The sequence below is a fragment of the Halomonas sediminis genome (assembly GCF_044871105.1).
Lineage (GTDB): Bacteria > Pseudomonadota > Gammaproteobacteria > Pseudomonadales > Halomonadaceae > Vreelandella > Vreelandella zhuhanensis.
In genome coordinates this window covers 502,723-528,461 of the sequence record NZ_CP085246.1, presented here as the reverse complement: position 1 = coordinate 528,461, position 25,739 = coordinate 502,723, and the positions used below count along the sequence as shown (strand labels likewise).

The following is a 25,739-nucleotide window of genomic DNA, read 5'->3' as shown; positions in this document are numbered from 1 at the left end:
CGCGAGACGCGCTGCCATGTCTGATGTGAATTCCGATGATTATGCTTTTCGCTTTGGTGGCATTCGTCGCCTGTACGGGGCGCGGGCCTTCGAACGCTTACGCCACGCTCATGTCGTGGTGGTGGGCGTTGGCGGCGTGGGTAGCTGGACGGTGGAGGCGCTGGCACGCTCGGGCATCGGCAAACTGACGCTGATCGATCTCGACGATGTCTGCGTTTCCAATATCAACCGGCAACTCCACGCCCTGGACGGCACCATCGGCCGCCCCAAGGTCGAGGTACTGGCTGAGCGTTGCCGCTTGATTCAGCCGGGAATCGACGTGGTCGCCGATGCGGCTTTCGTCACTCCCACCAACCTTGCCGAGCGTATTCCCGAAAACGCCGACCATGTGGTCGATGCGATCGATAGCGTTATCGCCAAGGCAGCGTTGATCGCCTGGTGCAAGCGGCGCAAACTGCCGATTACCGTTACCGGTGCCGCCGGTGGACAAACCGACCCCACGCGCATTCGCATAGCCGACCTGACGCGTACCGAACACGATCCTCTGCTGGCCAAGGTACGTTCTCGGCTGCGCCGCGATTACGGCTTTTCGCGCAACCCCAAGCGGCGCTTCTCCGTGGAGTGCGTCTACTCGGATGAACAACTGATTTACCCGGGAAATGACGGCGAAGTTTGCCTGCAAAAGCCCGGCACCGGCGAGGTCACCCGGCTGGATTGTGCCGAAGGGTTTGGCGCGGCGACGTTTTTGACCGGCAGCTTCGGCTTCACTGCCGCTTCGCGCGTTCTGGCACGGCTTGCTCAAAAAGCGCAGGCCCTCTCCCCTCTTGAGTCACAGGAAAGCAGCCCATGAAAGCTACCGTTCAATACCCGGTGCCCGGCATCTACCGGCACTACAAGGGTAATCTTTATGAAGTGATAGGCAGCGCACAGCATAGCGAAACCGGGGAAACCCTAGTCGTTTACCGGGCGTTATATGGCGAATATGGCCTTTGGGTGCGGCCTCTTGAGATGTTCATGCAAAGCGCGGAAGTTCAAGGGGAACCAGTCGCCCGCTTTGCCCTGGAAAAACCTTTTCTGAAAGGTTGACTGCCAAGCGGTGTTATAAAAAAGGCAGCCAAATTGGCTGCCTTTGATCAGTTGCCGCGACGATGGATTATTCGTCGCCGGCGGTCTGCATCTGGGTCTGGAGATAGTTCTGAAGGCCGACCTTATCGATCAAGCCCAGCTCGGTTTCGATGTGGTCGATGTGGTCTTCTTCATCGGCCAGAATATCGCGGAAGATGTCACGCGTGACATAGTCCTTGACCTGTTCGCAGTAGGTGATGGCTTCGATGTAATCATTGCGGCCGTCATGCTCGATCTTGAGATCGCTTTCCAGCATTTCCTTGACGTTTTCCCCAATGTGGAGCTTGCCGAGATCCTGGAGATTGGGCATCCCTTCAAGAAACAAGATGCGCTCGATCAGCTTATCCGCATGGTTCATTTCTTCAATGGATTCTTCATATTCCCACTTGGCCAGTGCTTTCAGACCCCAGTCCTTGTACATCTTGGCATGCAGAAAATATTGGTTGATGGCAACCAGCTCGTTTCCCAACGCTGTGTTGAGATAAGCAATAACCTTCGGATCACCTTTCATAATGGCACCTCACGTTGCGCTATTGCAGGGATGGATTGCCTTTGCCGGCGAAGCCCATTACGCAATAGAAAAATTTATGGAGAGATCGAGTATAAGCCAATATGGCCCACTCTCCCAGCGTGAGGAAAACTATAGACAATTGAGAGAAAAATCAAATTAAATCATAAGGTTGTTAATGTTAATCCAAGTGAAAATGATTAACATCACACGGCGTAAGCGAGTCCCATATCGGCCTGTTGCATTTCCGACTTGATCGCTTCACGGGTCACGCTCTTGGCTACACAGGCGCATTTACCACACTGGGTGGCACACCCCGTGGTTTCACGCACTTCGCGCCAACTGCGGGCCCCATCGCTGACATGGCGACGAATCTGGTGGTCGGTTACGCCCTTGCACACGCATACATACATGTGGTTCACCTCACAAAAGACATTAAGGTGAATGTAAATGATTCGCATGCATCTTTGCAAGTGGGATTGTATTTTTTTTATCGTCCGGATAAAGCGCCCCAATCCAAGATATTGCGTATGTGCTGGCCGTCACTGCTTTTTTGGTTTTCCTTATTCTTTGGGCTCATTTGTTGCGTTTGGGCAATACCACCGTGCGTGTGCCGGAAACGATGTCCGGCCAGCTGCGTCGCTCACCATCGAACAGCACCCACCAATAGCCCAGGCCCAGGGCCGCCAACGATACCCAGGCAGTCAGGCAACGAATGAGGCTTTGCATCACACTGATTGAAAAGCCATCGGGGGTCTGGACGCGTAACCGCCAGGCCTGCATGCCCAGCGTCATGCCGCCACGCGTCCATGAATAGGTAAAAAACGCCATCGCGGAAAGCACCAGCAACAGGCGCAAGCTAGCTACCTGAAAAGGCCCTTGGCCCACCTGCTCCGCCTCCAACCCCAGCACGAAGCGGACAAAGACCACATGGGCCACGGTCACCACAAACCAGATGCCCGCCACCAGAAAGCCGTCGTAGAGCATGGCGCCCAAGCGTCGTGCCAGCCCGGCAGGCCATACGCTGTCCAGCTGTGAAAATCGTCGTTGCATCATTAACATCACACCATCAAGAGAGTTGCGCGCCGCTACCCATTGCGGCGCAGTAAATACAAGCCGACCAGCGCAACGCTCAGGGTAGGCACCAGTACCGCCCAGACGGGTGAAAAACCGAAAATCGTCGATGCCGGCGCCAACAGATCCTGGGTGTATTTAAACACCAGGCCCGTCACTACGCCGTAAAAGACCCGCGTGCCCGCCGCCACAGTGCGCAGCGGGCCGAACACGAATGAAGCGGCGATCAACACCAGCGAGGCCATGGTTAACGGCATCAACATTTTCTGCCAGAAATGCAAAAGCGGCTGGTCGGCCTGTAAGCCCTGGGCCTGCAAAAATTGCGCGTAAGCCCAGAGTTCGCTGGGCGCCTGGCTTTCGATGTTGCGCAGCAGGCGTTCAAGTTGCATGGGTGTGAAAGCGGTATCCCAGTCTATTCTGGCATGCTGTTCAGACTGGGTTCGGGTATCGGAAAGCTGAGTGATCGAGACATTTTCCAGCGTCCAGCGACCTTGCTCCCATACGCCACGTTCCGCATACAAGGTCTCGGTCAAGCGTTGGCCTTCGAAACGGTAACGCGTCAGGTCGAGCACCACGTTATCGGCACGAATCGCGCCAAAACGATAAACGCTGTCGCCTTCGAGCTGCCAGCCGCTCCGGCTGACCAATAACGCCCCTTCTCCCTGGCGCTTTTCTAGCCGCCAGGCTTCGGCGAACTGTTCGGTGCGGGGACTTACGTATTCTGCCACCAGCAAGACCACGACCACCACCAGCAGCACCGGCTTCATCACGCCCCACAAGATACGGGTCAGGGAGCGCCCGGCGACGCGCATCACGGTCAGTTCATTGCTTGAGGCCATTCCCCCCAGGCCGATCAAGGCGCCGATCAACACCGCCACCGGCGCATACTGATAAAAGCGCCAGGGCATGCGCATGAACAGATACAGCAGCACGTCGAATGCACTGTAACCCGCCTCGACATGGCCGAGGTCGCCGATGTAGGCAATCGTCAGGTCCAGCCCCAGCAGGACTATCTGCACGACGATGATCGCCACCAGCACATTACGGGCGATATAGCGATCAAGCCGGTCAGCTATTGTCAGCATCAGCGCATCCCCTTGCGTTGCGAGTGCCACAGCAGCCCAAGGCCGACCAGCAGAAATACTGCATGTACAGGCCAGACGCCCGCCGCTATGGGCCAGGCACCGCTACCCACGGCATCCACCACCGCCAACAGCAAGCTCAAATAGGCGACATACAGAAATACCGCGGGTAATAACTTGGCGAAGCGTCCTTGGCGTGGGTTGACCCGAGACAGAGGTTGAGCGATCAATGCCAGCACAAAGACCATCAACGGCAAACCGGCTCGCCATTGCCATTGCGCCTGGGCACGCGGGTTGTCGTCATGCCATAGTTCCACCGTGGTGGCGTATTCCAACGAGTCCAGCTCGCGCCGGTCACGGCTCAGCCCCAGGCGCAGGGTATACCGTTCGAATGCCAAGTACTCGGCTTCCTGTCTTCCGGGCGTGACGCCGTAACGCTCGCCCTCCTCCAGCACCAGAAAGCGGCTGCCGGTTTGCGGGCTGGTTTCCTGGTAACCACGTTGGGCACGGGTAACATAGTTGTGAACGAAGTTGTCTCCGCGCCGCCCCTGTTGATGCACGAACACGTCCTGCATGAGCGTGCCGTCGTCACTGAAACTGCCGATGTAAGCGGTACGCCCGCCCCCGAAATCCTGGAAGCGCCCGGGGGAGAGTAACGAGACATCCAGGCGGCTACGTTGCTCTTCCAGTGTCGCCGCATTATGCAAGGCCCCGGCCGGAGTTAGCCACAGGCTGCATAGGCCTACCAGAACCGCTACCACCGCTGCCGGCAATAACGTGACTCGCAGCAGCCGGGAAGGGCTGATGCCACAGGCCACCATCACGGTGATTTCGCTGTTCATGTAAAGCTGCCCGTAGGCCAGCAGAATGCCGAGGAAAAACGCCAACGGCAGGATCAGTTCGAGAAACCCCGGGAGGTGAAACAGCATCAGGTTGCCGAGTATTGTCACCGGGATATCGCCTTCCGCCGCACTACCGAAATAGCGGATAAAACGGCTACCCATGATGACCAGCAACAGAATACCTGTCACTGCCGCCATGGTCAGCAGGACTTCACGAGTCAGGTAACGAAATAAAATCAACGCACTCTCCGGCTTGTCGTGCAGGATGCCATGCAATACAAGCATGCCTTGGGTACACTGAGGCTATGCGGCAAGGCGTATCGCCGAACCGACATTATCCTGAATCCCTCGATGCTTGTCTTGTTGGAGACGTCATGGAATTTTCCGTTCAGACAGCCAATCCGGCCAAAGCCGAAACTGCCTGTTTAGTGGTACCGGTATTCAAGGACAGTGAATTGCTGCCCGCTGTCGCCAAGCTGGATGATGCCAGCGAACGGCTGATCGGCCAGCTGCTTGAGCGCGGCGACTTCGACGCCGCCTTGGGTAATGTACAGATGATTCCCTTCGCCCCGGGTCTTGGCGCAGAGCGCCTGATGCTGGTAGGGCTGGGCAAGCGCGACAAGTGTCAGGAAGCCGCCTTTATCAAGGCATTGGACAGTGCCTTCAGCGCTCTGGTCAAGCTTCCTCTGGATGATATCACCATCGCCTTTACCGACGTGCCGGTGGAAAACCGCGATTGTGCCTGGAAAGCACGCATGGTGCTTGAAGCGAGCCAACGCGGCATTTACCGGTTTGACCATTTCAAGTCCGACCCGGCCCCAGCGCCTTCGCTCAAGCACATTACCCTGGTCGTCAGCGAATCCGCTAACACCGAGGCCGCTCAGGCAGGCGCCCGAATAGGCAATGCCATCGGTGAAGGCGCCAGCCTGGCCCGTACCCTCGGCAACCTGCCGGGCAATGTCTGCACGCCAAGCTATCTGGCCGAACAAGCTCAGGAACTCGGCAAGAGCGCCAAGGGTGACTTGGAAGTCGAGATTCTCGACGAGGAAGCGTTGGAAGCGCTCGGCGCAAACTCCCTGCTTTCCGTAGGCCGGGGAAGCGCCGAGCCGACACGCCTGATCGTGATGAAGTATTTCGGCGCCGATGACAGCGAAGAGGCGCCGCATGTGCTGGTGGGCAAGGGTATTACCTTCGACAGCGGGGGCATTTCGCTCAAGCCCGGCGAAGGTATGGACGAAATGAAATTCGACATGTGCGGTGCCGCCAGCGTGCTGGGTACCACCAAGGCAATCCTCGGCATCAAGCCCAAGCTCAACCTGGTGTTCGTCGTGGCTGCCGCGGAAAACATGCCTGACGGCCACGCCACCAAGCCCGGCGATATCATCACCACACTGAAAGGCTTGACCGTCGAAGTGCTCAACACCGATGCCGAAGGCCGTCTGGTCCTGTGTGACGCCCTGACCTATACCGAACGTTTCAAGCCGGCAAGTGTCGTGGATATCGCCACGCTCACCGGCGCTGCCATCATCGCGCTCGGCCATCATGCCACCGGGCTTCTGTCCAATGATGATGACCTGGCGCTGGATCTTCTGGATGCCGGGGAAACCGCCTGGGATCGTGCCTGGCACTTGCCGCTGTGGGACGAATACCAGCAGCAACTGGAGTCCAATTTCGCCGACCTGGCCAATATCGGTGGACGCCCGGCGGGTACCATTACCGCCGCCTGCTTCCTGTCGCGCTTTGCCGATAGCTTCCCCTGGGCTCATCTGGATATTGCCGGCACCGCCTGGCACTCCGGCAAACAAAAGGGAGCGACGGGACGTCCCGTCGGGCTGTTGACTCAGTACCTGATGGACCGGGAAAACGATGTACAGGTAGAAAATAGTGGCACCTGATCCACTAGAGGTTGCCTTTCGGCACCGCAACCTTTAAAACCTGCGTAATTAAACAAACACCGAAGATTATCCTTCGGTGTTCCCGGATTCCATAATAAAACGCCCAAGGGCGTTTGATTACAGCGGAGATTATCAGTCGTGTCCACTCGCTTTGATCCCTTGCCGTCGACTCAACCCACGGCAGACCACATTCGTGACAATATTCTCGAAAATCCAGGCTTCGGCCGTTATTTCACCGACCATATGGCCCACGTTCGCTGGACGGTGGATAACGGTTGGCACGGCCATGAAGTACGGCCTTACGGCCCGCTGACCCTTGACCCAGCTGCCGCCGTGCTGCATTACGGCCAGGAAATTTTCGAAGGCGTCAAGGCGTATCGCCATGCTGACGGTTCGGTGTGGACCTTCCGCCCGGAAAAGAATGCCGAGCGCTTTCGCCGCAGCGCCCGCCGCCTGGCACTGCCGGAGCTTTCCGATGACGACTTTATCGGCTCCCTGAAAGCGCTGCTGGCCCAAGATCACGCCTGGGTGCCCACGCCGTCCAGTGACGCCGACGAATGCAGCCTTTATCTGCGCCCCTTCATGATCGCCAGCGAGAAATTTCTCGGGGTACGCCCAGCGCATGAAGTGGATTATTACGTGATCGCCTCACCGGCAGCAGCCTACTTCAAGGGCGGCATTGAACCGGTATCGATCTGGTTGTCGACCAACTACAACCGGGCAGCACCCGGCGGCACCGGTTTTGCCAAGTGCGGCGGCAACTACGCCGCTTCGTTGGCGGCACAGAAAGAAGCCGAAGCCCACGGCTGTGGCCAGGTAGCCTTTCTGGATGCCACGGAAAACAAATGGGTGGAGGAACTCGGCGGCATGAACCTGTTCTTCGTCTTCAAGGACGGTCGCATCGTCACGCCCAAGCTCACCGGCACCATTCTTGAAGGGGTGACCCGTGATTCCGTCCTGACCTTGGCCAAGGATGAAGGCCTGACTCCGGAAGAACGCCATATCAGCATCGATGAGTGGCGTAACGGCGCGGCATCCGGCGAAATCACGGAAATATTTGCCTGCGGTACCGCGGCGGTGATCACACCGGTGGGCGAACTGGTGGGTGAAAACGAACGCATTCGTCTGACTGCCGGCGGTGACAATGATATCGCCAAGCGCCTGCGTACCAAGCTGCTCGACCTGCAGTACGGGCGCAGCGAAGACACCCGCGGCTGGCTAACCCAACTGATCTAACGCTTCATTGAGGCGATGACAGTGGCATCGCCGCCTGCGGGCGGCGACATTTATTTTCCAAGCTCCTCTACCAGGACAGCTCATGCCAAGCCAGCGCCCATGACCCGTATCGACTTCTACATCCTGCCCGACACGACCCTTGAGGCACGCCTGACCTTTGCATGCCGTCTGGCCGAAACCATCCATGGCAAAGGTTACCGCCTGCATCTGCATTGCGCAGACCGCAGCATGGCCGAACAGCTCGATAACATGCTATGGACGTTTCGCCCGGACGCCTACCTTCCCCATGCGGTACTCGAAAGCGACATGGCCGGGAGCGTCCCCGTGACACTCGGCTGGGCATCACTGCCCACCCCCACCAAACCCACGGCGCTGCTTAACTTGCATCCGGAAATTCCCGAAGGCGTTAGTAATTACGCGCGTGTTGCGGAAATCATCAACCAGCACCAGGAAGTATTGCTCACCAAGCGTGCCTGCTGGCAACGTTACAAGCAGCTCGGCCATGAGGTTGTTCCCCATCAGCTGAAGTCTTGAGTCCTTACCTTCAGGCAAAAGCTGAATGATTGACTATAGTTAGGAAAACACCTGACCCAAGTGATTCAACAGACGCCAATCGGCGCTGACACCTGTAAGGAGACTGCTATTATGGTTAGACATATTGCCGGCGTATATGAATCGGTCGATCAAGCGCTAGGTGCTCTGCGCGACCTGGTTTCTTGGGGTATTCCTAGCGAAAAGGTTCATCTTATCGGTCAGGAAAAGAAGACTCATGAGCTTCATGCTGGATTGATGGGCAAGGAATTGACGCTGGATGAGGTTCCCGAAGCCGTCATCAACGAGAATGAATCCACCGATACCTACCAGAAGTGGAAACAGCATATCGACCAGGGCCGCACCTTGGTGATTGCATCCATCAATGACGACATTGCAGGCAATGTCATCGAAAAGATGAAAGGCCATCAGCCTCTCGAAGTCAGCTGAAAGCTGAATGCCGCCTGATTCATCTACAAGCCTGGCAGGTTCTATCTGCCGGGCTTTATGTTTTCGAAGATAGCTATTTCGAAGGCCCTGTTTTCGAAGGACTTAGTGTTTCTCGAAAGTGGCGAAGGGTAGACTGGTGAGACCTACCCGCTTCAAGGCATCACTCCATGCATGTTTCTTTGTTCGCGCGCCGTCCTCTTGCCACCATCGTCATTGCGCAACTTTTCGGTACTTCATTGTGGTTCAGCGTCAATGGTGTGGGGTTGGCCTTGAGCGAGGCCGTCGGCTTGACCGAACGGGGCCTGGGGCTGCTTACCATCGCCGTCCAGGCGGGTTTCATCAGCGGTACCTTGATGATCGCCACTACCGGGTTTGCCGACAGAATACACGCCAGCCGGTTGTTCGCCTGTTCCGCCGTGGCCGGTGCCTTATGCAATGCCGCTTTCATCGGTATGGCCGAATCGCTTTCTCTTGCGGTGGTTGCGCGATTTTTTACCGGCCTGTGCCTGGCCGGCATTTATCCCTTGGGCATGAAACTGGTGGTCAGCTGGACCCCCAGCCACGCCGGAGCGGCACTCGGCTGGCTGGTGGGCATGTTGACCCTGGGCACCGCTTCACCTCACTTGTTGCGCGGTCTCACCCTGGCACTACCCTGGCAGTGGCCGCTGCTGTTGGCCTCTCTTCTGGCATTGATTGCCGCCGTGTTGATCTTTCGCCTTGGCGATGGCCCACACCTTCCCGGTCCCGCCAAGGGAGGACGCCCCTGGGTGGGGCTTGCAGCGTTTCGAGTCAACAATTTTCGCGCTACGGCCTTGGGTTATTTCGGCCATTGCTGGGAACTGTATGCCTTCTGGGCGCTGGTGCCTTACCTGGTCAGTCGTGAAGTCGCACGGTTAGGCTGGAACACTTCCTGGCTGCCCTGGCTTGCGTTTCTGGTGATCGCGCTTGGCCTTCCCGGCTGTGTCGGCGGCGGCTGGCTGAGCCGTCGCATGGGCAGTGACCGCGTGGCCGTCAGTGCCCTAGCGGTTTCCGGCACTCTATGTCTGACCTACCCCTTCCTCGGCGGCTCTTCGCCCCTGCTGTTGCTTGGGCTATTGGCCATTTGGGGGCTTTGTGTGATTGCCGACTCCCCCCAGTTTTCTGCTTTGGCCTCTATCACCGCGCCCCGTGAGCGCCTAGGGGCGGCGCTGGCGATCATGAATGCCATCGGTTTTGCCCTGACCATTCCCGCCATTGCCCTCACCACCACGCTCTGGTCAAGCCAGCAACTGACGGTTCTGTGGTGGCTGTTTCCCGGTCCAGTGCTGGGACTGATCGCCATGCGCTTTTACAATTCCAATCGCATAATCGAAATCTCAAGCACTTGATTGACGATTAAGTTTACTTTGGCTCATCGGCACTCCTGTTACTTACTACATACCTAAGCCCCTGTTGGGCTTTGCCACCTGACGCCGCCACCTCTCACGCGCTATACTTGGCGCCATTTTTCGGAACGTTTCCGCCCATTCGATTCGATGCTCCGTTGGCGCGGGGTATCTTTGTTGCGAGCCGCTATTCATGGAAAAGACCTACCAACCCGAACAGATCGAAACCCGCTGGTACGAACGCTGGGAAGCCGATGGCCGCTTCGCGCCCAGCGGCGAAGGTGAACCTTTCTCGATCATGATTCCGCCGCCCAACGTTACCGGCAGCCTGCACATGGGCCATGCGTTCCAGGACACCATCATGGATACGCTGACGCGCTGGAAGCGCATGCAGGGGCGCAACACCCTGTGGCAGGTAGGTACCGACCATGCGGGCATCGCCACGCAAATGTTGGTGGAACGCAAGGTGGCCGCCGAAGAAGGCAAGACCCGCCATGACCTGGGGCGCGAGGCATTCATCGACAAAGTATGGGAATGGAAGCACGAATCGGGCGACCATATCACCCGCCAACTGCGCCGCATGGGCGCCAGTGTCGACTGGTCCCGCGAACGCTTCACCATGGACGAAGGCTTTTACAAGGCGGTTCAGGAAGTCTTCGTGCGTCTTCACGAAGAAGGCCTGATCTATCGCGGCAAGCGTCTGGTTAACTGGGATCCCACCCTGCATACCGCGATTTCCGATCTGGAAGTCGAAAACCGTGACCAGCAGGGTAGCTTCTGGCACTTCCGCTATCCCTTGGCCGACGGCGTCACCACCGACGATGGCAAAGACTATCTGGTGGTCGCCACCACCCGTCCGGAAACCCTGCTGGGCGATACCGGCGTGGCGGTCAACCCGGCGGACCCGCGTTACGCCTCGCTGGTGGGCAAGTTCATCGAACTGCCTTTGGTCGGCCGCCGGATTCCCATTGTGGCCGACGAACACGCCGACATGGAAAAAGGCTCGGGTTGCGTGAAGATCACTCCCGCGCATGACTTCAATGACTACGAGGTCGGCAAGCGCCAGGATCACATGCTGATCAACGTCTTCTCCAAGGATGCGGCGATTCTCGAGCGAGCCGAGGTTTACAACTTCAAGGGCCAGCCGCAACCGGACGCCGACCCCACCCTGCCCGCCATGTACGCAGGTCTTGACCGCTTTGAAGCACGCAAGCAGATCGTCGCCGACATGGACGCACTCGGCCTGCTGGAGCAAGTGGAAGCGGTCAACAATACCCTGCCCTATGGCGACCGCAGCGGCGACGTCATCGAGCCGCTGCTTACCGACCAATGGTTCGTGGCCGTCGAGAGCCTGGCCAAACCGGCCATTGAGGCAGTGGAAAACGGCGACATTCAGTTCGTGCCCAAGAACTACGAGAACATGTACTTCGCCTGGATGCGCGACCTTCAGGATTGGTGTATTTCGCGCCAGCTGTGGTGGGGACATCGCATTCCCGCCTGGTACGACGCCGAGGGCAATATATTTGTTGCCCGCACCGAGCAAGAGGCTCGCGAGAAGCACGGTCTTGGCGTCGACGTGACGCTTACCCAGGATGAAGATGTGCTGGATACCTGGTTCAGCTCGGGCCTCTGGACCTTCGGCACTTTAGGTTGGCCGGAGAAGACCCCAGAACTGAACACCTTCCATCCTTCGAGTGTGCTGGTCACGGGTTTCGACATCATCTTCTTCTGGGTGGCGCGCATGATCATGATGACCCTGAAGTTCATGGACGAAGTGCCGTTCAAGACCGTCTATGTGCATGGCCTGGTGCGTGATGCCCAAGGTCAGAAGATGTCCAAGTCCAAGGGTAACGTGATCGACCCCATCGACTTGATCGACGGTATCGAGATTGAAACGCTGGTCGAAAAACGCACCGGCAACATGATGCAGCCGCAGAAAGCCAAGGCGATCGCCAAGGTCACTCGCCAGGAGTTCGACGGCGGCATCGAAGCCCACGGCACCGATGCGCTGCGCTTCACCTTCCTTTCCCAGGCCACCACCGGCCGTGACATCAAGTTCGACATGAGCCGCCTGGATGGCTACCGCAACTTCTGCAACAAGCTGTGGAACGCCTCACGCTACGTGCTGATGAATGCCGAAGGCGAAGATTGCGGTGCTGAACTTGATAACGACAAGAGCGGTGAAGTCGAACTTTCCCTGGCCGACCGCTGGATCATTTCCCAGCTGCAGAAAACCGAGGCCCAAGTAACCAAGGCAATGGAGGAGTACCGCTTCGACCACGCCTCCCAGGCGCTCTACGACTTCGTCTGGAACGAGTACTGCGACTGGTATCTGGAGCTTTCCAAGCCGGTGCTGTGGGATGCAGAGGCCAGTGACGCCGCCAAAAGAGGAACACGCCGCACATTAGTACGTGTATTGGAAGCCATTCTGCGCCTGGCCCATCCGATGATGCCGTATATTTCCGAAGAAATCTGGCAGCGCGTGGCGCCCATGGCTGGTACCTTCAAAGGCGAAAATGACTCGATCATGGTCCAGCCCTGGCCGCAGGCCGAACAGGCCAAGATCGATGAACAGGCCAGTCGGGACATTGAATGGCTCAAGGGCGTGATCATCGCAGTGCGCAACATTCGTGCCGAAATGAACATCGCCCCCGGCAAGCCGTTGGATGTGATGTTGACCAAGGGAAGACCCGAAGATCAGTCACGGCTCGAGAGCAACCGTATGTTCCTGTCCAAGCTCGCCAAGCTGGAAAGTGTGACCTGGCTTGCCAACCCGGATGACGCTCCGCTTTGCGCCACCCAGCTGGTGGGTGAGATGGAAGTCTTGGTGCCCATGGCCGACCTGATCGACAAGGACGTTGAGCTCAAACGTCTGGTCAAGGAAATCGACAAGCAGGACAAGTTGATTGGTGGCATTGAAAAGAAACTAGGTAACGAAGCCTTTCTTGCCAAGGCCCCGGAAGCGGTAGTGGAAAAGGAGCGTGGCAAGCTCAAGGACTTCCAGGCTGCCCGTAAGCTACTGTTGGAGCAGCACGAAAAGATCCAGGCGTTGTAAAGCCAGCAGCAGCCTTGTCCTTGCATTTACGCTCGCACCCTTGGTGCGGGCGTATTGGTCTGGATGGACCCATATCGCTGAACCGCTAGGCCTCCTTCCCTCTTGCCTGCGTATAGTCCATTTAAAAACAGCAAATTAACTACGCCATGCTCGGCATGTAGTGGGTTTCTTCCAAGCATAACGGTTGATTTTTCTTTCTTTTGCTTGGAAGCCCCTCCCTCTTTTACTACGTTAATGGAGCAGGGTTCAGCTTAGCTGCTTTACCTTGAGCTACTTGGCCTATTTCGCAATGCATTGCATAAGCATAGGATTAATTAACCAAAACGAGGTTAATTTATTCAGGAGTTTATTCTGCTCAAGGAGCATAGAGGGATGAAACGCAATGTATTTATCATCGCCTTGCAAGAGCAGCAGAGCAAGGTGATTCCTGAATGCCTGCCTGCCTTCTGCAGCGTTAACCCTGTTGCGAACCACCCCTTTACCCAGGTCACCCTAGACTACCCTTTCTGGTTAAAACCCATCAAAGCCTTCTCGTCACAGCTGGATTTCAAGATAGAAAAAAAGCAACAATTCGACGAAACGTTAAAGCCCATACATGATCATATTCATCATTTCGGTGACCCCTTTAATGAAGCCCTTGACAAGAAAGGCACCCGACTTAGCGTGCTCATTAATCAAAATGCCTTTTGTTATCAGTTAGGCACATTATTTGTCCCTGCAGAAAGCCATGAACAACTTCATGAGCGCTATATGGCTTGTCTGGATGCACTTGAGTTCAAGATCGACCCCATTCATCAATGAATCCCGAGGAGGCATAATGAAGATTGTTTCTTCCTATCCCTATAAGACGGAAATCATAGAAAACGTCTTTATCCCCATGCGGGATGGCGCACAGCTCGCTGCACGCATATGGTTGCCGGAAAACGCCCAGGCTGAACCATTACCGGCGATAATGGAATATATCCCCTACCGTAAGCGGGACGTTACCCGAGCTCGGGATGCCACTAACCATAGCTATATGGCAGGCCATGGCTATGTATGCGTCAGGGTGGATCTTCGTGGCAGTGGCGACTCGGACGGCATCGTCACGGATGAATATACCTTGCAGGAAAGAGAGGACGGGGTGGATGCGATCGCCTGGCTCGCCAAGCAGCCTTGGTGCAACGGAAATGTCGGGATGATGGGCATTTCCTGGGGCGGCTTCAATAGCCTGCAAGTAGCGGCGAAGCAACCACCCGAGTTAAAAGCGATTATCAGTATCTGCTCCAGCGACGATCTATATGCGGATAACATGCATTACATGGGAGGCTGTCTTCTCGGCGATAACTTATCCGAAGCGACGGTCATGTTCGCTTTCAACTCTCTCCCACCCGACCCGCATATCGTCGGAGACCGGTGGCGCGACATGTGGTTCGAGCGGATGGAATCCAGCGGTTTATGGCTTGAATCCTGGCTGAAAAATCAGCGGCGTAATGATTATTGGTCGAGCGCCTCCCTTTGTGAGCATTACGATGCCATTCAATGCCCGGTATATGCCATTGGTGGCTGGGCCGACGGCTTCACCAATACCGTCTTGCGCTTGCTTGAACACCTGGAAGTGCCCCGCAAAGGGCTTATTGGCCCTTGGGGACACAAATACCCTCACCAAGGAATACCCGGTCCGGCTATTGGTTTTCTCCAGGAAGCGTTGAGATGGTGGGACTATTGGCTGAAGGGAAAAGAGAACGGCATCATGGAGGAGCCACCGCTACGTGCCTGGCTGCAGGATAGTATTCCTCCCGATACGTCATATGAAGAACGTCCAGGCAGGTGGATTAGTGAGCCCGGCTGGCCCTCGACTAATATTCACGAGACGAACTACACCTTGGGGGACGCTACCCTGACACGCTGTGAAAGCCACGTCGCCCTTGGAAAAGAAGGTCCACAAGAAAAAATACTGACGGTGCAATCCCCATTGAGCGTAGGACAATTTGCCGGAAAATGGTGTTCTTATGCTGCTACCCCTGATTTACCGGGCGATCAGCGGGAAGAAGATGGGGGGGCGCTTGTCTTTACTAGCGCACCTCTTGAAGAACCCCTCGAAATATTCGGTATGCCATCGCTGACGCTGGAACTTTCCGCGGACAAACCTCAAGGTATGGTGGCGGTTCGTCTTTCCGATGTCGCGCCTAGCGGAACAGCCACCCGCGTCACCTATGGGCTGCTCAATTTATCGCACCGTGACAGCGACTCCGACCCTCAACCGATGACACCGCATCACCGCTATCGCGTCAACGTTTCCTTGAATGGAATAGCCCAACGCTTCCCGGTCGGTCATCAACTAAGAGTGTCGGTCTCCACCTCTTATTGGCCCTTGGCATGGCTTCCTCCCGAACAGGTCAAACTTAACATCTATCCCGAAAGCAGCACCTTAACGTTACCCATACGGCCTCCAAGAAAAGAGGACGAATCCTTGGTGGAATTCGCTGAACCAGAAGGTGGGCAGCCGATTTCCACCACGACTCTGCAATCGAGCGAGCATAACTGGTTGTTCCATCGTGACCTTGCTGAAAAAACGTCCACTTTGGAAGTGGTCAATGACCAGGGTAATTTTCGTATCGATGATATAGGCACGGAAATTCATCGTAGCACCCGCGAATGGTACTCCACAGAGGACGAAAACTTCAGCTCAGCGCGGGGTGAAACCTATACAGAGAGAGTCTTTTGGCGTGAAGATTGGAATGCGGAAGTCTATACCCGTACGATATTAAGCTGTACGAGCGAAAATTTTTATATTCATGCCCAACTTGATGCTTATGAAGACGATTATAGGGTTTTTTCTAAAAACTGGGAGAAAGTAATTCCCCGTGACAACATCTAGAAAACGACAACAGCAGAAGGGGTAGCCCTAAGAAAGCTGTCAGAGAAAACATACTCTCTGACAGCTGCGTCTACCCTGATACTCCTCTGATCTCTCGCTTTCCTTAGCGAGCATCTTCCTTGAATTATCATTCCTTTACTCTGCAACCCCATCCTGGGATTTTATTCCTTTATTACCGAGCTTCCTAGACGGCTTGCCCTCCTTGGCACCATGTTTTGATCAAACACATCTAGACTAGAGCCTATCCTTTACCAATCTTTTCGCTTCTTGTGCGATATTGGCATAATCCTTTGCCACCTTGGTAAAGAACTCGTGATTTTCCTGATCAGACTCTATTTGTGCATCAGAGGCATACTGTTCGCTAAGTTCCGCCCCTTGCAAGGCATGATATAGCGTACTGATCAAATCGAAATCTTTGTCTTTTACAGGACTGGCCATGCATTACCTCCTCTGTAAGATACGAGACGTCAAGCAGACAATATCAGTGCTGTCCGCCGCTCTTCTGGCCGCCTTTTTTACCTGCTTCAGAAGCCTTTACGGGGTCATTGGCGAAGTTGCCACCGCTATGCTGACCACCTTTCTTACCCGCTTCGGAAGCCTTTTCAGGGTCATTGGCGAAATTGCCGCCGCTATGCTGACCACCTTTCTGGCCTGCTTCAGAAGCTTTCTCGGGATCATTGGCGAAATTGCCAGGATTGTTTTGCTGTGCCATTTCGAATCTCCTTAGAGTTTAGAGTTATGCCATTAATAGCTATGTCACTAACTCCTCTTGCTCTTCCTTTGATAGCTTCGGCAACCAGCTTCTACTAACGTCTATTTTTGAACTAGCAGTATAAACATAGGTAGCCAGCTAGACAGCTTCAAACTTATTATTGTTAACCAAAGTAAGCAAATTTTCAAACTAATAGTAAAATATTATATTTTTTATTGATCAAGGTTAATCGGACATTTCCAGCACTCTCCTAGGCTACTGAATAACAAATAAAAATCTCATCATTTTTCCGTCTTATAAAACATAAAAAACAACTTACGTTAAAAATTCTAATAAATACCAGAAAAACATACGCTTAAAAATAAAATAAAATTTATTTACTAAAGTAACATTCACGAATGCATTGACCACACATTTAAACATCAGAACTACTTAATGCTTAAAGACAATAACGAAAGGCATAATCCGTGAGCATGAGCCAATGTCACCTTCCATGCGATCAAGAGAAGGCCAAAAGCAGAAGGAATGGTGTCCCTGGCAAGTCTCGCCTCACTGTCAAGAAGGCGCTACCCGGCACCCAAAAATTTTTGACGAAATTTTCCTGTCCCGGCAGTGTAAGGTCTTGCCATGCAGCGACACCCAAGTATGCCAAGCCTTTTCCGGCACAAGGGTCTGCAAGAAAGATTTTCTAAACCAAGTTTTTCAAGCAGCCTTTCTTGAAGACTCAAGACAGCCCGCTTTTCACGGACAACAGACGTTTCTATGCCGACACTTTCAGAGACACGCCTCAATGCGCTGGCGGCCGAGCTTCACCAGGCGGGCATTGCGTTCCATAACCTTGACCCCATGCCCGACACCGGCCTGGCCCATGACCACATATGGATTTCCCGAGAAGGTGCCGACTGGGTGGCACGCCTGCCCAAGCAGAGCCAGATGAACCTGCCCCCCCAGGCCAATCTCGACTATCAAGCGGCCTGCTATCAGCGCACCAGCCAGGGTGGGCATACCCCGCATTTTCATGGAATGCTTGCACCCAGTGAGTCGCTGCCACGTGGTGCGCTGTTGGTGGAAGCCATCGATGGACGCCTGGCGCGTCTCCCGCAAGACCTTGCATTGATTGCCAAGGCATTGGCGAGCCTGCACAGTCTGCCACTTCCTCCCCGAGCGCAGCGTATGCCGTTACTCGCACCCGCCGACCCTTGGGGCGCCATGCGCAATGAAGTGGAAGTTCAAGCAAGATGGCTGGAATCGGCCTGTCTTCCCCGCGAGGTTATCCGGGCAATCCAGGCCGAGCTTGCCGCCCTGCCGAAAGGCCTCGAGGAGGCCAGCCCCTCGCTGATAAGCTTCGATACCCATCCCGGTAATTTTCTGGTGACCCCGGATAACCGCGCCATCCTGGTAGACTTGGAGAAATGTCGCTATGGCCTGCCGGGTATCGATCTGGCCCATACCAGCCTTTACACCTCGACCACCTGGGACATCACCAACCGCGCCATACTGGATAGCGAGCAGGTGCTGGCTTTTTATCGAGGCTGGCAAGCGGCCATGCCTGAAAGCGTCAGCGCCGAGACGCTTCTGGCTTGTCGTCGCGCCACCTGGCTGTGGTCATTGACCTGGTGTGCCAAATGGCGAGCTAGCCATCTGGAAACCCGCGACGCTCGCCAACGCGGCGAGGATTGGTCATTCGAATTGAGCGACGACAACTTGATTACCCATGTACGTGATCGGGTCGATCATTACTTGTCACAAGACGCCATCGTTCACGTGCAAAATGAATTTGAACAATTGAAAGGAACCTTTTGATGTCCATGCCCACTTTGCCGTTTGCAGCCCTTGCCTTGCTGTTCGCCCTGCCCGCGCATAGCGCAAGTGCCGCCGACCCCAGCGACTGGAACGCCGTGCTTGAACAAGCGCAAGGCCAGACCGTCTACTGGAATGCCTGGGGTGGCGACACCCATACCAATCGCTATATCGAGTGGGTCGCCGAGCAAATGCAGCGTGAACACGATGTCGATGTACGTCACGTGAAACTCAATGACACCAGCCGCGCCGTCTCGCGCGTACTGGCGGAAAAGCAGGCGGGCAATGACGCTGACGGCAGCGTGGGTCTCATCTGGATCAATGGCGAAAATTTCGCCGCCATGCGTGAGAACGACTTGCTGTACGGGCCTTTCGCGGAATCGCTACCCAACTTCACGCTGACCAACGCCGATGCCAACCCCGAGGTAGTCACCGACTTCACCTTGCCCACGCAAGGCTACGAGTCGCCCTGGGGCAAGGCCCAGATCACGTTTTATTACGACAGCGAGCGTATCGAGACACCGCCTACCGACATGGCCGAACTCCTCGACTGGGCTGAAGCCAACCCCGGTGATTTCACTTACCCACGCATTCCCGACTTCACCGGCAGTACTTTTCTCAAACAGGCATTGATCGAACTCAGTGATAATCCCGACGCCCTCTATGCGCCAATGGAAGAGAGCGATTTCCAGGCTGTCACGGCGCCGCTCTGGGCTTATCTGGACGAGTTGCACCCATACCTCTGGCGCAGTGGGCGCGCCTTTCCCGATGCAGGGCCCACCCTGCGCACCTTGATGAGCAATGGTGAGCTGTCACTGGCGTTTACTTTCTACCCTTCCCAACCCGCTGCCGCCGTTGCCGGCTATGAACTGCCCGAAAGCACGCGCAGTTATGTGCTTGAAGGAGGCACGCTGGGCAATGTGCATTTCGTCGCCATTCCCTACAACTCGCCACACAAGGCAGGTGCCATGCTGCTGGCTAATTTCCTGCTTTCGCCTGAAGCTCAAGCCTATAAACAGGATATTGATGTATGGGGGGACCGCACCATCCTCGACATGAGCACCCTGGACGCGAGTGAACGGGAACGCTTCGCCATCGATGAGAACAACCCTGCCATGCTGGCGCCGGAGGCATTGGCCAACACCTTGCCCGAGCCACACCCAAGCTGGATGACCGCCTTGCAGAACGCTTGGCAAGAGCGCTATGTGGGCAATTGAGAATAGCCCCAATACATGCCATAACGCCGTTCGGACGCCCTCATGCTGGTAAGGCTCGCCCCCGCCATTACCATGACGTTGCTGGTCGGCCCAGTAATGGCAGGGCTCGCCATGATGCTGCTTCCCGCCTTCGGTTATCTACCGGTGCTCGGTGGCGAGACCCTGAGCCTGACGCCATGGTATGAACTCTTCGCCCAGCCGGGACTGTGGCGCTCGGTGTGGGTGAGTTTCTCCACCGGGCTTCTCACCACGATTGTGTCATTGAGTATCGTGGTGCTGTTTCTAGCCGCCGCCAGCGGCTCACGACTGGACCGTGCGATTCGGCGCCTGGTATCGCCATTATTATCGATCCCCCACGCCGCCACGGCGTTTGGGCTGGCATTTCTGATCGCGCCTTCGGGGCTGATTTCACGCTTTATCTCGCCGGCGCTGACCGGCTGGGAGCGTCCGCCGGATTTATTGATCGTCAACGATGCCTGGGGGCTTTCGCTCATGGCAGGGCTCGTTCTGAAAGAGATACCCTTTCTGCTGCTGATGAGCTTGGCCGCCCTGCCTCAACTGAACCCGGAGCAGCGAATCATGATGGCCCGTTCACTGGGCTATCGACCCACGATTGCCTGGTTCAAGGCGGTGTTGCCGGCGCTCTATCCGCTGATTCGCCTGCCGGTTTATGCGGTGATCGCCTATGCGTCCTCGGTTGTCGATATGGCGATAATTCTGGGGCCGACCCTGCCCTCCACGCTCAGCGTATCGGTCTTGCAATGGTTTCACGACCCGGACTTGACCCGCCGCTTCATGGCCTCGGCAGGGGCAGTGCTGCAACTGGGCGTCACCCTCGCCGCCCTGGCGACCTGGTGGGGGCTGGAAACCCTGGCTCGCCGCTCGATGCAGCACTGGATCGAGCGTGGCAACCGCAGAGGCGGCGAGCTCCCCCTGCGCATTGCAGGCCGTGGGTTGATTCTGCTGACCACGCTGACCGCCTTTGCCGCGATCGGCGGCCTGGCTCTGTTCTCCTTTGCCGGCTTCTGGCGCTTTCCCGAAGCATTGCCGCAAGATTTTGTGGTTGTGCATTGGTTGCGTGCCTTGCCGTCCTTGCAATCCCCCTTGATCACGACAGCGGCCATCGCCTGCGCTTCCACCTTGGTCGCCCTGGTGCTGGTACTCGCCACGCTGGAAAATGAATACCGGCGACAGATCCTGCCTTCACGCGCCCTGTGGCTACTTTATCTGCCGTTGATCATGCCTCAGATCGCCTTTCTGTTCGGGTTGGTGGTGGCGGCGGAAAGCCTGGGGATACGCCCGCAGCTAGGGCTTGTGGTAGCCGGACATTTACTCTTCGTTCTGCCCTACCTTTACCTATCGCTTGCCGAAGCGTACCGGCGTCTCGATCCGCGCTGGTTTCAGCTTTCGCGCACCTTGGGCGTTTCCCGACTGCGCACCTTCTTTCAAGTGCGCCTACCGTTGCTGCTGGCCCCGATTCTCACCGCCGTGGCCGTGGGTCTCGCCATAAGCATCGGCCAGTATCTGCCTACGCAACTACTCGGCGGCGGGCGTGTCACGACGATTACCACCGAGGCGGTGTCGCTCGCCTCAGGCGGCAACCGTCGCTTGATCGGCGTCTGGGCACTGGTGCAGGCTGTGCTCCCGTTAATCGGCTTCATGCTAGCAATCGGCCTGCCCCGCTTGCTGTGGGCCAATCGAAGCGGCATGCGAGGTGCGCCTTGAACGATTCATTGATCTTGAAACAGGTACGCATCCAACTGGAAAACCGCTGTCTGGTCGGCGTGGATCAAATCATCCCTCCAGGCGAGGTATTCACCGTGATGGGCCCTTCCGGCTCGGGCAAGTCCACGCTTCTGGCTTATGTGGCAGGCTTCCTGTCGCCCACCTTTCAAGCCGAAGGGGAAATATGGCTGGGAAATCGCGACATCACCCATTTGCCGGCGGAGTCTCGCGGGGTCGGGCTGCTGTTTCAGGACCCATTGTTATTCCCGCACTTGAGCGTGGCCGGCAACCTGGGATTCGGCCTGCCGCAACGTACACCGAACAAGGCCGAGTGCATTGAGCGGGCGCTTGAACAGATCAACCTGAGCGGCTTCGGCAATCGCGACCCGGCCACCCTTTCCGGGGGCCAGAAGTCGCGTGTCGCCTTGATGCGCCTGTTGCTTTCCAAACCCTGTGCAGTACTGCTGGATGAACCTTTTTCCAAGCTGGATACCACCCTGCGTAGGGAAATGCGCGACCTGGTATTCAGCCAGCTGCGTGAAGCGGGCCTGCCCAGCCTATTGGTCACCCATGATCAGGAAGACGCCCAGGCAGCGGGAGGACCACTGATTGAACTCTGAACATCACCTGAGCATCGTGATTCCCGTCTTGAACGAGGCAGGCATGCTCGCTGCAACACTCGAAGCGCTTGTTCCGCTGCGACACAGCGGCGTGGAAGTCATCGTGGTGGATGGCGGCAGTCAGGATGCCACCCTTACCCTTGCTCAGCCGCTTGCCGATCAGGTGCTGGAAGGCCCCGTTGGCCGCACGCGGCAGATGAATCTCGGGGCTTACGCAGCCAGCGGTGAGTGGTTGCTGTTTCTGCACGCCGATACACGCCTGCCTGAAGATGCGCTATCAGCGCTTTGCCAGGCATTGGGCGACAGTCGAGCGGGCAATAGAGTGTGGGGGCGATTCGATATTCATTTGAGCGGTGCCAGTTCCATGCTACCCATGATCAGCGCCATGATGAACCGGCGTTCGCGGCTCACCGGGATTGCCACCGGCGACCAGGCGATGTTCATGACCCGAAATGCCTTTGAGCGGGTCGGCGGGTTTCCCGACCAGCCGCTGATGGAGGATATCGAGATATCACGCAGGCTCAAGCGGCTTTCAAGACCCGCCTGCCTGGAGCAGAAAGTCACCAGTGCCGGAAGGCGATGGGATAAGCATGGCGCCTGGAAGACCATTTTACTGATGTGGCGACTGCGTTACCGCTACTGGCGTGGCGAGCCCGCCGAGCGTCTGGCAAAGGAGTACCGCTATGATAAGTAGACTAGATTACCTGGTGATAGATCGACGCCGTAGTTCTTTTCGGGTTCGGCGAAGTTTCAGTCGCTAAGAATGTCCTTCGCGAGAGTATCGAAACCATGCTGGTCGATCAGCGCATCCACTTCATTGACCAGCCACTTTCTGTCTTGCGTGTACATGATTTCACTACCACCGGACACCATGAGGTCATCGCCCATCAACAGCTCTCGCACTTGGCGCAGGGTTCAATCGAGGGTGGGTCTCTTCCCCCCATAGCATGACGAGGGCGCCCGAGAGGAACATGGCGATGGCGACGAACCAGAAGCCACCCGTGACCGCGCCCGACAGATGAGCCACCAGGCCGAAACCCAGGGCCCCAATACCATAGCCCAGATCACGCCAGAAGCGATAAATCCCGATGGCGGAGCTGCGCCAGTTGGGGTGGGAGATGTCGGCCACCGCCGCGCTAAGGTTCGGGTAGAGCAGTGCCATCCCCAGCCCTGTTACAGCTGCGGAAAAGGACCACCAGATCACGCCGGTGCCCAGCAGCATCAGCGCCACGCCGCCGCCGCAAATCCACATGCCCCAGATGATCAGCTTGAGTCGGCCAATGTGATCCGATAGCCGTCCGGTCACGAATTGCGAGCCACCCCAGACAAAGCCGTAGACACCGACTACCCAGCCAATGGCACCTAGGCCCAGCCCCTGCTGGTAAAGAAATACCGGGTAGAAGACCCAGACCAGGGCATCGACGAACTTCTCGACCATCCCCGCCTGGCTGAAGGCGGCCATGCGCTTGTCGCCCCAACTCATCAGCGCGAACATCTCGCCTGTGGTGGGATTGTCAGAGACGTGCTTAGGAATCCGCGCTTTGGGGCCAGCCAGGGTGCCGCTCGCGTGTCGGGCGCTTTCGGCCTTGGCCCAGCCGTGAGTCTCGCGAATCGAGGTCAGGGTCAGCAGGATGGCCAGTGCGATGACCGCGACACCGAAGACGAACAACCCCAAGCGCGGTCCAAGGCCGATGGCCAGGTAGCCGGTGACGATCCCCGCCACGGCCACCCCCACATAGCCCGAGAACTCATTCATGCCCATGGTAAAGCCGCGCTCGTCTGCTCGGGTAATATCCATCTTGGCGGTCTGGGTCATTGACCAGCACAGGCCCTGATTGATACCCAGCAGCACGGTGGCGGCGACGATCCAGCTCCATGACGGGGCATACAGGATCATGAGCGGAATCGGGATGGCCGACAGCCAGCCCAGCAGCAGGACTCTCTTTCGCCCGATACGTTCAGCGAGCCGCCCGGCCACGAAGTTGAGGGTGCCCTTGACGAAGCCGAAGACGACCACGAAGGCCGTGAGCATCATGAAAGACCCCTCGGCGACGCCAAACTCTGACTCGGCGAGCGCCGGGACCACGGTACGCATCATCCCGATGGTCAGGCCAACCAGAAAGACCTGCCCCAGTTGATGGCTGAATTGGTGGAGGTTCTCGCGGATGCCATGCGTATAGTGTTCATGGGAGGGATTTGATGGTGACATAATCATCTCTCTGGCACTGGGTTGGGCTGTTATCGATTACCGCGCTGTGTTTTGTCGATGACGAGCGTCAGGCGGTGAGGGAAATGGTCAGTCGCTCGTCGGCGTGTTGCGCTTGGCCTCCTGAATCAGCGGCGCCTTTCTGCTGGTCGTGGCAGACCTGGCCAGCTAGGCGCCGCTGCCTACGATCAGACGTCACCATTGCAGCGTGATCAAGGTGCTTAAGCATCATAGGCGAGACGCCGCCAAGCGTGAACCAGCGCAGCGGCGGCGGCCGCGATCTCATCCTGCGTGGTGTCCCAACCCACCGACAGGCGCACGGCACCGAGCGCACGTTGCGTATCGAGTCCCATCGCCCCCAACACACCACTGGGGGCAGATTCCCCGGCATGGCACGCCGAGCCCACCGAGGCCATCACCGTATCGCTGGCGGCATTGAGCAATGCCTGGCCGCTGACATACGGAAACGACACGTTCAAGGTGTTGGGTAAGCGAGCCTCAAAATGGCCATTGAGGCTCAGGCCGGGGATGGAAGCGCTCAGCAGTTGATGCAATTGGTCTCGGCGATCACGCATAGCGGTCTTGGCTTGCGCCAGACGCTTTGCAGCCAGCTCGGCAGCCACGCCCAGGCCGATGATAGCCGGTACGTTTTCGGTACCGGGACGCAGCCCGCGTTCATGGTTAGCACCAAACAGGATCTGCCGTATCGGGATACCCTGACGCACGTAGAGGGCACCGATTCCCTTGCTCGCCTGGAATTTGTGACCGGCGATTGTCAGCAAATCAATACCCAGTGCCTCGACATCGACGGCGATCTTGCCTACGGCTTGGGCGGCATCGGTGTGTAGCAAGACGTCATGGTTATCGAGCTGCTTGGCAATGTCAGCGACAGGTTGAAGAGTGCCGACCTCGTTGTTGGCCAACATGATCGAGACCAAGGCCGTGTCCGGACGCACTGCGTCAACAACGGCCTCGACAGAGACCCGTCCCGCTTCGTCGACAGGCACGATGGTCAGGCTCCATCCCTGAGCCGCCAGCTGTCGAGCCGGTGCCATGACAGCCGGATGCTCGACGGCACTGATCACCAGATGTCGTTTGTTGGGGGTACAGGCACTGGCCACACCCAGCAGGGCTGGGTTGTTGGCCTCGGTGGCACAGCCAGTGAACACCAGGTTCTCGGCCTTTGCGCCGATAAGTGATGCGACGGCATTTCGTGCTACCGCGACCTGCTCTACCGCCGCTTGGCCCAGCGGATAGGCAGACGACGGATTTCCGAAGCTTTTCCGCAACGCGATGGTCATCGCCTCGGCCACTTCCGAGGCCACTGGCGTGGTGGCGTTATGATCCAGATAGACAGGAACTGACATGGCGGAAGCGCCCTTATTGTTCATGCAGGCTTGAGACTTGGCCCGCAGATTGTGAAGTGCTGTTCAATCG

General features: G+C 56.8%; 25 protein-coding genes. 15 read left to right on the top strand and 10 right to left on the bottom strand.

What is annotated here, in order from left to right; all coding sequences use genetic code 11:
• Positions 1-16: 16 nt before the first annotated feature.
• Positions 17-850, top strand: coding sequence for a tRNA cyclic N6-threonylcarbamoyladenosine(37) synthase TcdA (tcdA, locus tag LG290_RS02605; protein WP_499836125.1), 834 nt, complete (start codon positions 17-19; stop codon positions 848-850).
• Positions 847-1,086, top strand: a complete 240-nt coding sequence (locus LG290_RS02600; RefSeq protein ID WP_499836124.1) for a DUF1653 domain-containing protein — start codon at positions 847-849, stop codon at positions 1,084-1,086. Before tcdA ends, LG290_RS02600 begins: the two co-directional genes overlap by 4 nt.
• Positions 1,087-1,153: 67 nt before the next feature.
• Here the strand turns inward: LG290_RS02600 and bfr are convergent, their stop codons facing one another.
• The 5 genes from bfr to lptF form a co-directional block, all read right to left on the bottom strand.
• On the bottom strand, positions 1,154-1,636 hold the full coding sequence (gene bfr, locus LG290_RS02595; RefSeq protein ID WP_160417501.1) for a bacterioferritin: 483 nt from the start codon (positions 1,634-1,636) through the stop codon (positions 1,154-1,156).
• 203 nt (positions 1,637-1,839) lie between these two features.
• Positions 1,840-2,046 (bottom strand): bacterioferritin-associated ferredoxin, encoded by a 207-nt coding sequence (locus LG290_RS02590; RefSeq protein ID WP_114485920.1) that lies wholly within the window; start codon positions 2,044-2,046, stop codon positions 1,840-1,842.
• A 163-nt stretch (positions 2,047-2,209) separates the two neighbouring features.
• Positions 2,210-2,689, bottom strand: coding sequence for an RDD family protein (locus tag LG290_RS02585; RefSeq protein ID WP_499836123.1), 480 nt, complete (start codon positions 2,687-2,689; stop codon positions 2,210-2,212).
• 32 nt (positions 2,690-2,721) lie between these two features.
• Positions 2,722-3,792 (bottom strand): LPS export ABC transporter permease LptG, encoded by a 1,071-nt coding sequence (lptG, locus tag LG290_RS02580; protein WP_499836122.1) that lies wholly within the window; start codon positions 3,790-3,792, stop codon positions 2,722-2,724.
• Positions 3,792-4,871, bottom strand: a complete 1,080-nt coding sequence (lptF, locus tag LG290_RS02575; protein ID WP_499837006.1) for an LPS export ABC transporter permease LptF — start codon at positions 4,869-4,871, stop codon at positions 3,792-3,794. Before lptF ends, lptG begins: the two co-directional genes overlap by 1 nt.
• A gap of 134 nt (positions 4,872-5,005) precedes the next feature.
• Between lptF and LG290_RS02570 the strand changes: the two genes are divergently transcribed.
• The 8 genes from LG290_RS02570 (at position 5,006) to LG290_RS02535 (ending at position 16,022) form a co-directional block, all read left to right on the top strand.
• Positions 5,006-6,526 (top strand): leucyl aminopeptidase, encoded by a 1,521-nt coding sequence (locus LG290_RS02570; protein ID WP_499836121.1) that lies wholly within the window; start codon positions 5,006-5,008, stop codon positions 6,524-6,526.
• 138 nt (positions 6,527-6,664) lie between these two features.
• Positions 6,665-7,762, top strand: a complete 1,098-nt coding sequence (locus tag LG290_RS02565) for a branched-chain amino acid aminotransferase (protein ID WP_499836120.1) — start codon at positions 6,665-6,667, stop codon at positions 7,760-7,762.
• 99 nt (positions 7,763-7,861) lie between these two features.
• Positions 7,862-8,296: a DNA polymerase III subunit chi gene (locus LG290_RS02560; protein ID WP_499836119.1), complete on the top strand. Its 435-nt coding sequence runs from the start codon at positions 7,862-7,864 to the stop codon at positions 8,294-8,296.
• A 111-nt stretch (positions 8,297-8,407) separates the two neighbouring features.
• A complete protein-coding gene (locus tag LG290_RS02555) occupies positions 8,408-8,743 on the top strand; it encodes a hypothetical protein (protein WP_499836118.1) in 336 nt (111 codons plus the stop codon).
• A gap of 167 nt (positions 8,744-8,910) precedes the next feature.
• Positions 8,911-10,110 carry an MFS transporter gene (locus LG290_RS02550; protein ID WP_499836117.1) on the top strand — a complete coding sequence of 400 codons (1,200 nt, stop codon included), beginning with the start codon at positions 8,911-8,913 and terminating at the stop codon, positions 10,108-10,110.
• Positions 10,111-10,300: 190 nt separating this feature from the next.
• Positions 10,301-13,162, top strand: a complete 2,862-nt coding sequence (locus LG290_RS02545; RefSeq protein ID WP_499836116.1) for a valine--tRNA ligase — start codon at positions 10,301-10,303, stop codon at positions 13,160-13,162.
• A gap of 372 nt (positions 13,163-13,534) precedes the next feature.
• On the top strand, positions 13,535-13,963 hold the full coding sequence (locus tag LG290_RS02540) for a hypothetical protein (protein ID WP_499836115.1): 429 nt from the start codon (positions 13,535-13,537) through the stop codon (positions 13,961-13,963).
• 16 nt (positions 13,964-13,979) lie between these two features.
• A complete protein-coding gene (locus LG290_RS02535) occupies positions 13,980-16,022 on the top strand; it encodes a CocE/NonD family hydrolase (protein ID WP_499836114.1) in 2,043 nt (680 codons plus the stop codon).
• A 234-nt stretch (positions 16,023-16,256) separates the two neighbouring features.
• Here LG290_RS02535 and LG290_RS02530 read toward each other — a convergent pair whose 3' ends face one another.
• Entirely contained in the window at positions 16,257-16,460 is a 204-nt protein-coding gene (locus LG290_RS02530; protein WP_160417512.1) for a hypothetical protein, read from the bottom strand.
• 43 nt (positions 16,461-16,503) lie between these two features.
• Positions 16,504-16,734: a con-10 family general stress protein gene (locus tag LG290_RS02525; RefSeq protein ID WP_499836113.1), complete on the bottom strand. Its 231-nt coding sequence runs from the start codon at positions 16,732-16,734 to the stop codon at positions 16,504-16,506.
• Between the two features lie 762 nt (positions 16,735-17,496).
• Between LG290_RS02525 and LG290_RS02520 the strand changes: the two genes are divergently transcribed.
• From LG290_RS02520 to LG290_RS02500, 5 genes are read left to right on the top strand one after another with little or no spacing between them, the layout of a single operon-like run.
• On the top strand, positions 17,497-18,537 hold the full coding sequence (locus LG290_RS02520) for an aminoglycoside phosphotransferase family protein (protein ID WP_499836112.1): 1,041 nt from the start codon (positions 17,497-17,499) through the stop codon (positions 18,535-18,537).
• Positions 18,537-19,751 (top strand): ABC transporter substrate-binding protein, encoded by a 1,215-nt coding sequence (locus LG290_RS02515; RefSeq protein ID WP_499836111.1) that lies wholly within the window; start codon positions 18,537-18,539, stop codon positions 19,749-19,751. The genes LG290_RS02520 and LG290_RS02515 overlap by 1 nt, the downstream gene beginning before the upstream one ends.
• 42 nt (positions 19,752-19,793) lie before the next feature.
• Complete coding sequence (locus LG290_RS02510; protein ID WP_499836110.1) at positions 19,794-21,476, top strand: ABC transporter permease; 1,683 nt, start codon at positions 19,794-19,796, stop codon at positions 21,474-21,476.
• The gene (locus LG290_RS02505; RefSeq protein WP_499836109.1) at positions 21,473-22,096 is read left to right on the top strand and encodes an ATP-binding cassette domain-containing protein; all 624 of its coding nucleotides are present in this window, start codon (positions 21,473-21,475) and stop codon (positions 22,094-22,096) included. The genes LG290_RS02510 and LG290_RS02505 overlap by 4 nt, the downstream gene beginning before the upstream one ends.
• Before the next feature lie 43 nt (positions 22,097-22,139).
• Positions 22,140-22,790: a TIGR04283 family arsenosugar biosynthesis glycosyltransferase gene (locus LG290_RS02500; protein WP_499837005.1), complete on the top strand. Its 651-nt coding sequence runs from the start codon at positions 22,140-22,142 to the stop codon at positions 22,788-22,790.
• A 56-nt stretch (positions 22,791-22,846) separates the two neighbouring features.
• On the opposite strand, the gene LG290_RS02495 is transcribed toward LG290_RS02500, so the two are convergent.
• The 3 genes from LG290_RS02495 to LG290_RS02485 all read right to left on the bottom strand — a co-directional run bounded on the left by LG290_RS02495 (position 22,847) and on the right by LG290_RS02485 (position 25,669).
• Positions 22,847-22,984, bottom strand: coding sequence for a hypothetical protein (locus LG290_RS02495; protein WP_499836108.1), 138 nt, complete (start codon positions 22,982-22,984; stop codon positions 22,847-22,849).
• The gene (locus LG290_RS02490) at positions 22,974-24,305 is read right to left on the bottom strand and encodes an MFS transporter (protein ID WP_499836107.1); all 1,332 of its coding nucleotides are present in this window, start codon (positions 24,303-24,305) and stop codon (positions 22,974-22,976) included. Before LG290_RS02490 ends, LG290_RS02495 begins: the two co-directional genes overlap by 11 nt.
• 218 nt (positions 24,306-24,523) lie before the next feature.
• The gene (locus LG290_RS02485) at positions 24,524-25,669 is read right to left on the bottom strand and encodes a cysteine desulfurase family protein (RefSeq protein ID WP_499836106.1); all 1,146 of its coding nucleotides are present in this window, start codon (positions 25,667-25,669) and stop codon (positions 24,524-24,526) included.
• Positions 25,670-25,739 lie beyond the last annotated feature (70 nt).

Excerpts from the sequence above, each read along its gene's own strand:
- LG290_RS02515 (WP_499836111.1), top strand. The coding sequence starts at position 18,537 with ATGTCCATGCCCACTTTGCCGTTTGCAGCCCTTGCCTTGCTGTTCGCC.
- LG290_RS02560 (WP_499836119.1), top strand. The coding sequence starts at position 7,862 with ATGACCCGTATCGACTTCTACATCCTGCCCGACACGACCCTTGAGGCA.
- LG290_RS02530 (WP_160417512.1), bottom strand. The coding sequence starts at position 16,460 with ATGGCCAGTCCTGTAAAAGACAAAGATTTCGATTTGATCAGTACGCTA.
- LG290_RS02500 (WP_499837005.1), top strand. The coding sequence starts at position 22,140 with ATGCTCGCTGCAACACTCGAAGCGCTTGTTCCGCTGCGACACAGCGGC.
- LG290_RS02535 (WP_499836114.1), top strand. The coding sequence starts at position 13,980 with ATGAAGATTGTTTCTTCCTATCCCTATAAGACGGAAATCATAGAAAAC.
- LG290_RS02495 (WP_499836108.1), bottom strand. The coding sequence starts at position 22,984 with ATGGGCGATGACCTCATGGTGTCCGGTGGTAGTGAAATCATGTACACG.
- LG290_RS02520 (WP_499836112.1), top strand. The coding sequence starts at position 17,497 with ATGCCGACACTTTCAGAGACACGCCTCAATGCGCTGGCGGCCGAGCTT.
- LG290_RS02540 (WP_499836115.1), top strand. The coding sequence starts at position 13,535 with ATGAAACGCAATGTATTTATCATCGCCTTGCAAGAGCAGCAGAGCAAG.
- LG290_RS02570 (WP_499836121.1), top strand. The coding sequence starts at position 5,006 with ATGGAATTTTCCGTTCAGACAGCCAATCCGGCCAAAGCCGAAACTGCC.
- LG290_RS02600 (WP_499836124.1), top strand. The coding sequence starts at position 847 with ATGAAAGCTACCGTTCAATACCCGGTGCCCGGCATCTACCGGCACTAC.
- LG290_RS02490 (WP_499836107.1), bottom strand. The coding sequence starts at position 24,305 with ATGTCACCATCAAATCCCTCCCATGAACACTATACGCATGGCATCCGC.
- LG290_RS02545 (WP_499836116.1), top strand. The coding sequence starts at position 10,301 with ATGGAAAAGACCTACCAACCCGAACAGATCGAAACCCGCTGGTACGAA.
- LG290_RS02485 (WP_499836106.1), bottom strand. The coding sequence starts at position 25,669 with ATGTCAGTTCCTGTCTATCTGGATCATAACGCCACCACGCCAGTGGCC.
- LG290_RS02525 (WP_499836113.1), bottom strand. The coding sequence starts at position 16,734 with ATGGCACAGCAAAACAATCCTGGCAATTTCGCCAATGATCCCGAGAAA.
- LG290_RS02510 (WP_499836110.1), top strand. The coding sequence starts at position 19,794 with ATGCTGGTAAGGCTCGCCCCCGCCATTACCATGACGTTGCTGGTCGGC.
- LG290_RS02585 (WP_499836123.1), bottom strand. The coding sequence starts at position 2,689 with ATGATGCAACGACGATTTTCACAGCTGGACAGCGTATGGCCTGCCGGG.
- LG290_RS02550 (WP_499836117.1), top strand. The coding sequence starts at position 8,911 with ATGCATGTTTCTTTGTTCGCGCGCCGTCCTCTTGCCACCATCGTCATT.
- lptG (WP_499836122.1), bottom strand. The coding sequence starts at position 3,792 with ATGCTGACAATAGCTGACCGGCTTGATCGCTATATCGCCCGTAATGTG.
- LG290_RS02555 (WP_499836118.1), top strand. The coding sequence starts at position 8,408 with ATGGTTAGACATATTGCCGGCGTATATGAATCGGTCGATCAAGCGCTA.
- LG290_RS02590 (WP_114485920.1), bottom strand. The coding sequence starts at position 2,046 with ATGTATGTATGCGTGTGCAAGGGCGTAACCGACCACCAGATTCGTCGC.
- bfr (WP_160417501.1), bottom strand. The coding sequence starts at position 1,636 with ATGAAAGGTGATCCGAAGGTTATTGCTTATCTCAACACAGCGTTGGGA.
- tcdA (WP_499836125.1), top strand. The coding sequence starts at position 17 with ATGTCTGATGTGAATTCCGATGATTATGCTTTTCGCTTTGGTGGCATT.